Origin of the sequence: Streptomyces sp. MMG1121 (assembly GCF_001280015.1) — a bacterium.
Lineage (GTDB): Bacteria > Actinomycetota > Actinomycetes > Streptomycetales > Streptomycetaceae > Streptomyces.
The window spans coordinates 21,224-28,399 of record NZ_LGDV01000235.1; the positions used below are offsets into that span (position 1 = coordinate 21,224).

Genomic DNA, 7,176 nt, shown 5'->3' on the forward strand with positions numbered 1-7,176 from the left:
GCGGGCCCGGGTCAGGGCTGTGGACAAACGCGGTGCCCTTGTCGTGTCCCTGATTTGACTTATCCACAGGCCTAAGCGGAATTCCAAGATCCGCGAGATTGTCTCCGCATGACGAATCACGGCGAAACCACCGGACCCTTCGAGAACAGTGACACCTCCGGAAAGGAGCCTTTCACCGGGCTGTCCGCGCACGACACGCAGATCACTCTGCGCACCCCCGCCGAGCTGGCCGACGCCCTGCCCTACCTGCTCGGTTACCGCCCGGAGGACAGCATGGTGCTGGTCGCCCTCCACGACCGCGAAGCGCGCGGCAGGTTCGGCGGCCGGGCCCGGCTCGGCATTCCCGCGAACGAGGAGGACTGGGAATCGGCCGCCCGCCAGCTGGCCCAGGGCTTGGTCAAGGGGAGCGAGCGGCGCGGCTCCCGCCCGGAGCAGATGGTGGCCTACGTCTGCCAGGAACCGGCCCCAGGGGAGTCCGGCCGGGACGTCAAGCGACGGCTCGAGCGGCTGGCCCAGCTGCTGCGCACCCAGTGCGGCGATCTCGATGTGCCGGTCATCGAGGCGCTGTGCATCTCCGACGGCCGCTACTGGTCGTACTGCTGCCCCGAGGGCTGCTGCCCCGAGGACGGCTCGCCGATGGGCCTTCCCGGCACCACCGTGCTGGCCGCCGCGGCCACCTACGCCGGAATCCAAGTGCGCGGCACTCTCCGTGAATTGCGTGCCAGGCTGCAGCCCTGGGAGACCACCGCGGCCCTGGAGCAGGAGGTCGCGCTGGACGCGGCGGGCATGACCCTGGTGCCCCGCATCCTCGACGAGGCGTCCCGCCCGGAAGTGGCCGCGGAGACCCTCGGCCTCGCCGAACTGGTCATGCGCCGCTTCGCCGCGGTGGCACCCGTGTCCGGCACGCATCCGGCGGACCTGCGTGACGACGGCCTGCTCGCACACGACGAGGCCGCCAAGCTGATTTTCGGACTCCAGGACCGTACGACCCGGGACCGGGCGGCCGCGTGGATGGAGGGCGACGAGGCCGGTCCGGCCCTGCGCCTGTGGCGCGCCGTGGCCCGCCGCTGTGTCGGGTCGTACGGCGAGCATGCCACGGCCCCGCTGACCCTGGCCGGCTGGGTCGCCTGGTCGTCGGGCGACGAGTTGGAGGCCCGCGAGGCGCTGGCCATGGCTCTGGGTGCGGATCCGGACTATCTGTTTGCGCGTCTGCTGCACCAGGCCTGCAACGAAGGGCTCGACCCCGAGGCGGTCCGCCGCTGTCTGCGCGTGGACCGCGCAGGGAGCGGGCGGACGGAGACCCCGCAAAAGCAGGAGACGGCAGCGGACCCGGCGCGGACCGAACCCCCGGCCGGTGACGACGCGACGCCTGGAGCGGGCGCGCCGGTGGACGACCAGGCCGCCGGGTCGGGCTCAGGGGAGGGCCCGCATCGACGCCGTCGTGGGCGGCCCACGGACCGCGGAGATGGTCATCGCAGGGCCCGGGCGACGGGTGGAAGGCGACGGCCGGCCGGTTCCCATCCCCGGTCGTCGGCCACCGAACCCTCACGGCCCGCCACACGCGGCGCCGGCGGCACGCGCACCCGTGCGTCGGACCAGGACACGACCAGCGCCACCCCGTCGGGGAGCGGCCTCCGCGAGCCCGAGGGGGATGGATGAGTGCCTCGTACCAGGCTGAACTGGTCTGTACGACGAAAACCTGTGACACTCCGCCGGAAACGGTGCGAAGGCGCGCACGCCCCCCGAGTCGGCGCCCGAACCGGCCCCGTGTGCGTCCGGTGGCGTGCCGAGAGCGTTGCAGCCACGGTGCTGGTGTGGTCCTGAGCCGTCTGGCCGGCTTGGCGCACCGGGTATGCCGGAATGCTCCGGGGGTACGCGCGGGCGCACCGCGCGACCGACGGTGGCGCAGGTTCGCGACGGTACTGAATGGCGCTTCCGCCGGCCCGCCGCGCAGCCGTCCGGCCGGACTCCCCGAGGTGGACCGTGACCCGGACGACGCCCCCTCCGTTCACCTGAGTGGCGGAATGCCCGAACGGGCCCTGCCGCCGTACGACCGCTGTCCCCCGGGGCGTCCCACCGGCCGCCCAGCACGTCCGAGGCGCACCGAGAGCAGAAGAAGCCATCCCATGCACCAGCAGCCGACTTCGCCCTCCGCCACCGACACCGAGCGGCCACCGTGGGACAGGCCTGCGCGGTTCCGGCCGGACGGCGCCACCACGACCGCACCGGAGACCATCCTTCTTCGGCCGCCACCCACCGAGTCCCGGTCGGTCTCTCCGGCTGGCCCTGGAGGGCCTCCGCCTCCGGTTCCTCACCGCCCCCGTCGGTCTGCTGCGACCCCGTCGTCCCGCGCGGCGACTGGCAGCCGACCGGTCCCTGAACTGCCGCCCACCCACGCCGCGTTGATCTGTGTGGCCCTGCCCGGCCTCGCCATCTCCGGCGAGCTGGGGCAACTGGCCGGCCTGGGACTGGACGGGTTCTACCGAGGCGGACGGCGCCTGCTCTCGCGGTGTCAGGTCCGTGTGGCCGGACGCGAGCCGCTCGCCGTGCAGGCCAGGATGACCGGGGCCGACAGTGCCCGTTTCGTCGGGACGCTGCGGGTTTCCCCGGCGGCGGGTCCCGATCCTGATGTCGTGGTCGAGCGAACGCGCCGTGCCGAGGGAACCGAACGGATCACCCTGCGCAACGCCGCTGTGCGACCGCTGAGGCTGCCCGTGGAAGTCGCCCTCGGCACGGATCTCGCGGAGCTTGGCACCATCGCATCCGGCAGGGCGGGCCCCGAACTCCCGGCCACTGTCCGTGACTCGGGCCTGCGCTGGGCCACGGCAGGAGTCGCGGCCAGCGTCACCGCAGACCCGCCACCGTCCGACGCCCTGGCGTCCGCCGGACTGCTGCGCTGGGAACTGGAGCTGCCGCCGGGCGGGACGGCAACCGTGGAGCTCCGTGTACGTCTCGACGGCGCGGGTCCGCTGCGGTCCGCGGGACAGACCACGACCGGCCCGTTCGCCCCCACCCGGGCGACGAGCGACGACCCCCGGGTGGCCCCGCTGCTGCGCGCGGCCGTCGCCGATCTCCAGGCCCTGCTCCTGCGCGACCCCGCTCATCCCTCCGACACCTACCTCGCGGCGGGCGCGCCCTGGCGCTGCGGGATGGCTCCCGCCGAGGCCCTGGCCGCCGCCCGCATGTCCCTTCCCCTCGGCACGCGGCTCGCCGCGGGCACCCTGCGCACCCTGGCCCGCACTCAGCTGACGGGCTCGCATCCACGGGCCGGCATGGTCCCTGGACCACGACGCGACACGGGGCCGTTTCTCCCGCCTGGCTGCACGGGAACGGAGGCCACGCTGCTCTTCCCCGTCCTGCTCGCCGAGGCCCGCCGCTGGGGACTCCCCGAGCAGGAGACGAGAGACCTGCTGCCTGCCGCCGAACGCTGCCTCACCTGGCTGCGGAGAGCCGTCGGCGACGGCACCTACCTGCCCGACCCCCAGCCGGCGGGCCCGGTCCGCTGTGAAACGCAGGCCCACGCGCATCGGGCCGCCGCCCTCGGCGCCGATCTCCTCGACGCCTACGACCGGCCCGGCGCCACCGAGTTACGCCAGTGGGCCGAGGCCCTGCGAGCAGCCTTCCGTGCCGACTTCTGGGTCGAGGACCGCGGCGGCGGACGCCCGGCCGCGGCCTTGGCCCCGGACGGCCGACCCGTGCCGCACCTGGGCTCCGCCGCCGTCCACCTGCTCGACACCGGCCTGCTGGGTTCCGGTCTGCTCGCCCCGGGCCTCCTTGATCAGGTGCAGACCGAGCATCTCGCCCGGCTGCTCGGCACTCCCGCCATGGACGCGGGCTGGGGGCTGCGCGGGCTCGGTGCCAAGGAGGTGGGACACAACCCGTTCGGTCACCGGACCGGAGCCGTCCGGGTCCATGAGACCGCCGTCGCCGTCACCGGACTGGCCGCCGCCGGCTACGAGAAGGAAGCCGGCGGCCTGCTGAGAGGCCTGCTCGAGGCGGCGGAATACTTCGGCCACCGGCTGCCGGAGATGTTCGCCGGCGAACAGCGCTCCGCGGGGAGTGCACCCCTGCCGCATCCCGCGGCCTGCCGGCCGGCGGCCACCGCCTCCGCTTCCGCGATCATGGTGCTCACCGCTCTCGCGGGCATCCGCCCCGACACCCCGGCCCGTACGGTCACCTTGCGCCCGGTGCGCAGCGCGCCGCTCGGTGAACTCGGCCTCACCGGGCTGCGCCTCGCCGGTGCTCCCTTCGCCGTGCGGATCAGCCGGCTGGGACTCGCCATGGTCGAAGAGGCGGCCGACGGCCTGCAACTGGGAGTGTGACCTCGTACGACGCGACCGAACGAAGAAACGGAGCCGGCCCTGCGCCCCACAACAGAACGAAGCGGAACCACCGCCTGTGCTGCCAACGAAGGGAGTGTTTATCGTCAGGCAGACGACTATGATCGCCCCATGCCCTACGACCCGTCAGCGTTTCCGCCCTTCGCCGTCACCGTGGACCTGGTCGTGCTGACCGTGCGTCGCCATGCCCTGTGCGCGCTGGCTGTGCGCAGGGGCGAGCCTCCCTTCCAGGGACGCTGGGCGCTGCCAGGGGGCTTCGTACGGGCCGACGAGGACCTCTCCCAGGCGGCGGCGCGCGAACTCGAGGAGGAGACCGGGCTGACGGCACATGGTCCCGCGGCCCCGGCCCAGGACAACGGGGCGCACCTCGAGCAGCTCGCCACCTACGGCGATCCCAAGCGGGACCCGCGTATGCGGGTGGTCAGCGTCGCGCATCTCGCGCTCGCGCCCGACCTGCCCGCCCCTCGCGCGGGCGGCGACGCGAGCAACGCGCGCTGGGCACCCGTCGAGGAACTGCTCCAGCAGGGTGGTTACGGCCGCGACGGCGAGACGGTGGCGCCGCTCGCCTTCGACCACGCCCAGATCCTCGCCGACGGGGTGGAGCGGGCCCGGTCCAAGATCGAGTACTCGTCGCTGGCCACCGCGTTCTGCCCGCCGGAGTTCACCGTCGGCGAGCTGCGCCGGGTGTACGAGGCGGTGTGGGGAGTAGCCCTCGATCCCCGCAACTTCCACCGCAAGGTCACCGGGACCCCGGGGTTCCTCGTCCCCACGGGAGGTACGACAACTCGCCAGGGCGGCCGGCCGGCGCAGCTCTTCCGGGCCGGCGGCGCCACTTTGCTCAACCCTCCGATGCTGCGCCCCGAGGTCTGAGACATGCGGAGGGCGGCCAGCCGGGCGACGGAGGGGTGACCGCTCGTGCTGGGCCCCGGTTCCGTCGAATGGCGGACGTTAACCGGGCTGAGCCGCAGCGCGCCTAGGGTCAGATTGGGTTATACACGAAAAACCGGACATGGCGCGCTATGTTACTGCACGTGATCCAGGCCTTCGGACTGACCAGTAATCCCCGTAAGGCGCACCCGCCCGCCGTCGACGACGTCTCCTTCGAAGCGCGTTCCGGACAGGTCACCGCGCTCCTCGGAGGTGCCGGTGCGGGCAAGACGACGGCGCTCAGACTGATGCTCGAACTTCAACAGGGGCGCGGCATCACCTACTTCAGGGGACGGCCCCTGCACAGGATCGCCCATCCGTCGCGGGAAGTCGGCGTGCTCCTCGGCGACGTGCCGGGGCACCCGGCCCGTTCTGTCCGTGGCCATATGCGGATGCTGTGCGCGGCCTCGGGTGTCCCCGCGCGCCGCGCCGACGAGGTCCTCGAAGTGGTTGGCCTGGTCAGCTTCCGTGAGGAGCGCCTCGGCACGCTCTCGCGCGGTATGGACCTCCGAGTCGGCCTCGCCTGCGCCCTGCTGCCCGACCCGCACACTCTCGTCCTGGACGAACCCGCCGCCGGTCTCTCCACCCGCGAGGTGCAATGGCTGCACGGCATGCTGCGTGCCCATGCCCAGCACGGGGGCACCGTGGTCTTCACTACGGCCGACCCAAAAGAGGCCGCGCGCACGGCCGACCGCGTCGTCACCCTCGACGGCGGCAGGCTCGTGGCGGACCAGGACGCCGGGGAGTTCGCGCGTACGCGGCTGCGCCCGCGCGTCGCCGTTCGCAGCCCCCACGCGGCGCGCCTCGCGGCGCTGCTCACCAAGGAGGCCCGTACCGGGCGCTGCTCCGTCGAGGTTGTGCGGGAGGACGGCAACCGGCTCTCGGTGTACGGGTCCACGACCGCCGACATCGGCGAGACGGCCTTCCGCCACGGCATCCTTGTCCACCAACTCGCCGACGAAATGGGTGACATGGGACCTGGCGTCGGTGCCGGCCCTGGCAGCTCGTCGGGGGAGGAAGGCGAAGTTGCGACGGACGAGGCGCGGGTGGTGTGCGCACACGACACCTCCGGAGCCGTGGCGGCGCAGTCGGACACCCGGGTGCCAGGCCTGCCGACAGTGGAGCCGGGCTCCACGGCGTACGGCTCGTCAGGAGCGGCGTCGGATGCAGGCTCCTCCGCGTTCGGATCGCCCGTGGCCGAGCCGGTTTCCCCGGTGGCCGGCTCACCCGTGCCGGAGAAGACCACTGTTGCCTTCGGCTTCTCATCGGCAGAGCCGAGTAGCGCGGCCTCAGGTGTCCCGGCAGGAGAGCGCGGCGCCACACCGGCAGGGCTCTCGGCGGAGAGGCAGGAGCGCGCGGCAGTGGACGCGGCAGCACCGGAGCCGGGTGTGGCGGGCCTCTCCTCGGACGAAGGCGCGCGGGCGGTATCCGCTCTCGTCTCGGTGGAACGGCCGCAGTCAGCGGGCGGCGAGTGGTCGTCGCTCGGTGATGCGGCCAACCCCGGGGCGGCGGAGTACCCGCAGGCAGCCCCTGCCGCTCGGCTCGGCGGCGGCTCGCCGGGCAGTGCTCTCCCGGAAGCCGGCGGCGCAGCGCACGGTGTCGTAGCGTCTGGCGACGAAGACGTGCCTATTGGGGGTGAAGAGGCGGGTCCCGCGGAGACACCGGCCCGTGCCGACGGTGGTCGGATCATCGACGCGACAGGCGCCGACACGACGCAGGGCGCGCTCGTGGCAGCTCAGGAAGCGCGGACCGTCAGCACGAGCACCCCCGCAGCGGCCTTCTCCGCTCTGCGCTCCTGGCTCCCCGGCGCCAGGACTCCATGCACTCATCAGCCACGGACCGACCGCACCGACCGCTCCTACGACGCCCGGACCCTCGACGCCCTGTCCCCGCTCCCGCCCCCCATTTC

Annotated in this window: 4 protein-coding genes; all 4 read left to right on the forward strand. The window is 73.1% G+C overall.

Annotated features, from left to right (window positions below):
* The first annotated feature begins 108 nt into the window (after positions 1-108).
* Positions 109-1,659 (forward strand): DUF4192 domain-containing protein, encoded by a 1,551-nt coding sequence (locus ADK64_RS36050; protein ID WP_053666287.1) that lies wholly within the window; start codon positions 109-111, stop codon positions 1,657-1,659.
* Between the two features lie 365 nt (positions 1,660-2,024).
* Positions 2,025-4,322 (forward strand): glycogen debranching N-terminal domain-containing protein, encoded by a 2,298-nt coding sequence (locus ADK64_RS36055; RefSeq protein ID WP_420713087.1) that lies wholly within the window; start codon positions 2,025-2,027, stop codon positions 4,320-4,322.
* A gap of 129 nt (positions 4,323-4,451) precedes the next feature.
* Positions 4,452-5,210: an NUDIX hydrolase gene (locus ADK64_RS36060; protein ID WP_053666289.1), complete on the forward strand. Its 759-nt coding sequence runs from the start codon at positions 4,452-4,454 to the stop codon at positions 5,208-5,210.
* Positions 5,211-5,371: 161 nt separating this feature from the next.
* Positions 5,372-7,176, forward strand: a 1,805-nt coding sequence (locus tag ADK64_RS47905) for an ABC transporter ATP-binding protein (RefSeq protein WP_234384844.1), incomplete at its 3' end; no start/stop codon positions are given.

What these genes read in the sequence shown, in the direction of transcription:
- ADK64_RS36055 (WP_420713087.1), top strand. Translation starts at nt 2,025, where the DNA reads ATGCCCGAACGGGCCCTGCCGCCGTACGACCGCTGTCCCCCGGGGCGT.
- ADK64_RS36050 (WP_053666287.1), top strand. Translation starts at nt 109, where the DNA reads ATGACGAATCACGGCGAAACCACCGGACCCTTCGAGAACAGTGACACC.
- ADK64_RS36060 (WP_053666289.1), top strand. Translation starts at nt 4,452, where the DNA reads ATGCCCTACGACCCGTCAGCGTTTCCGCCCTTCGCCGTCACCGTGGAC.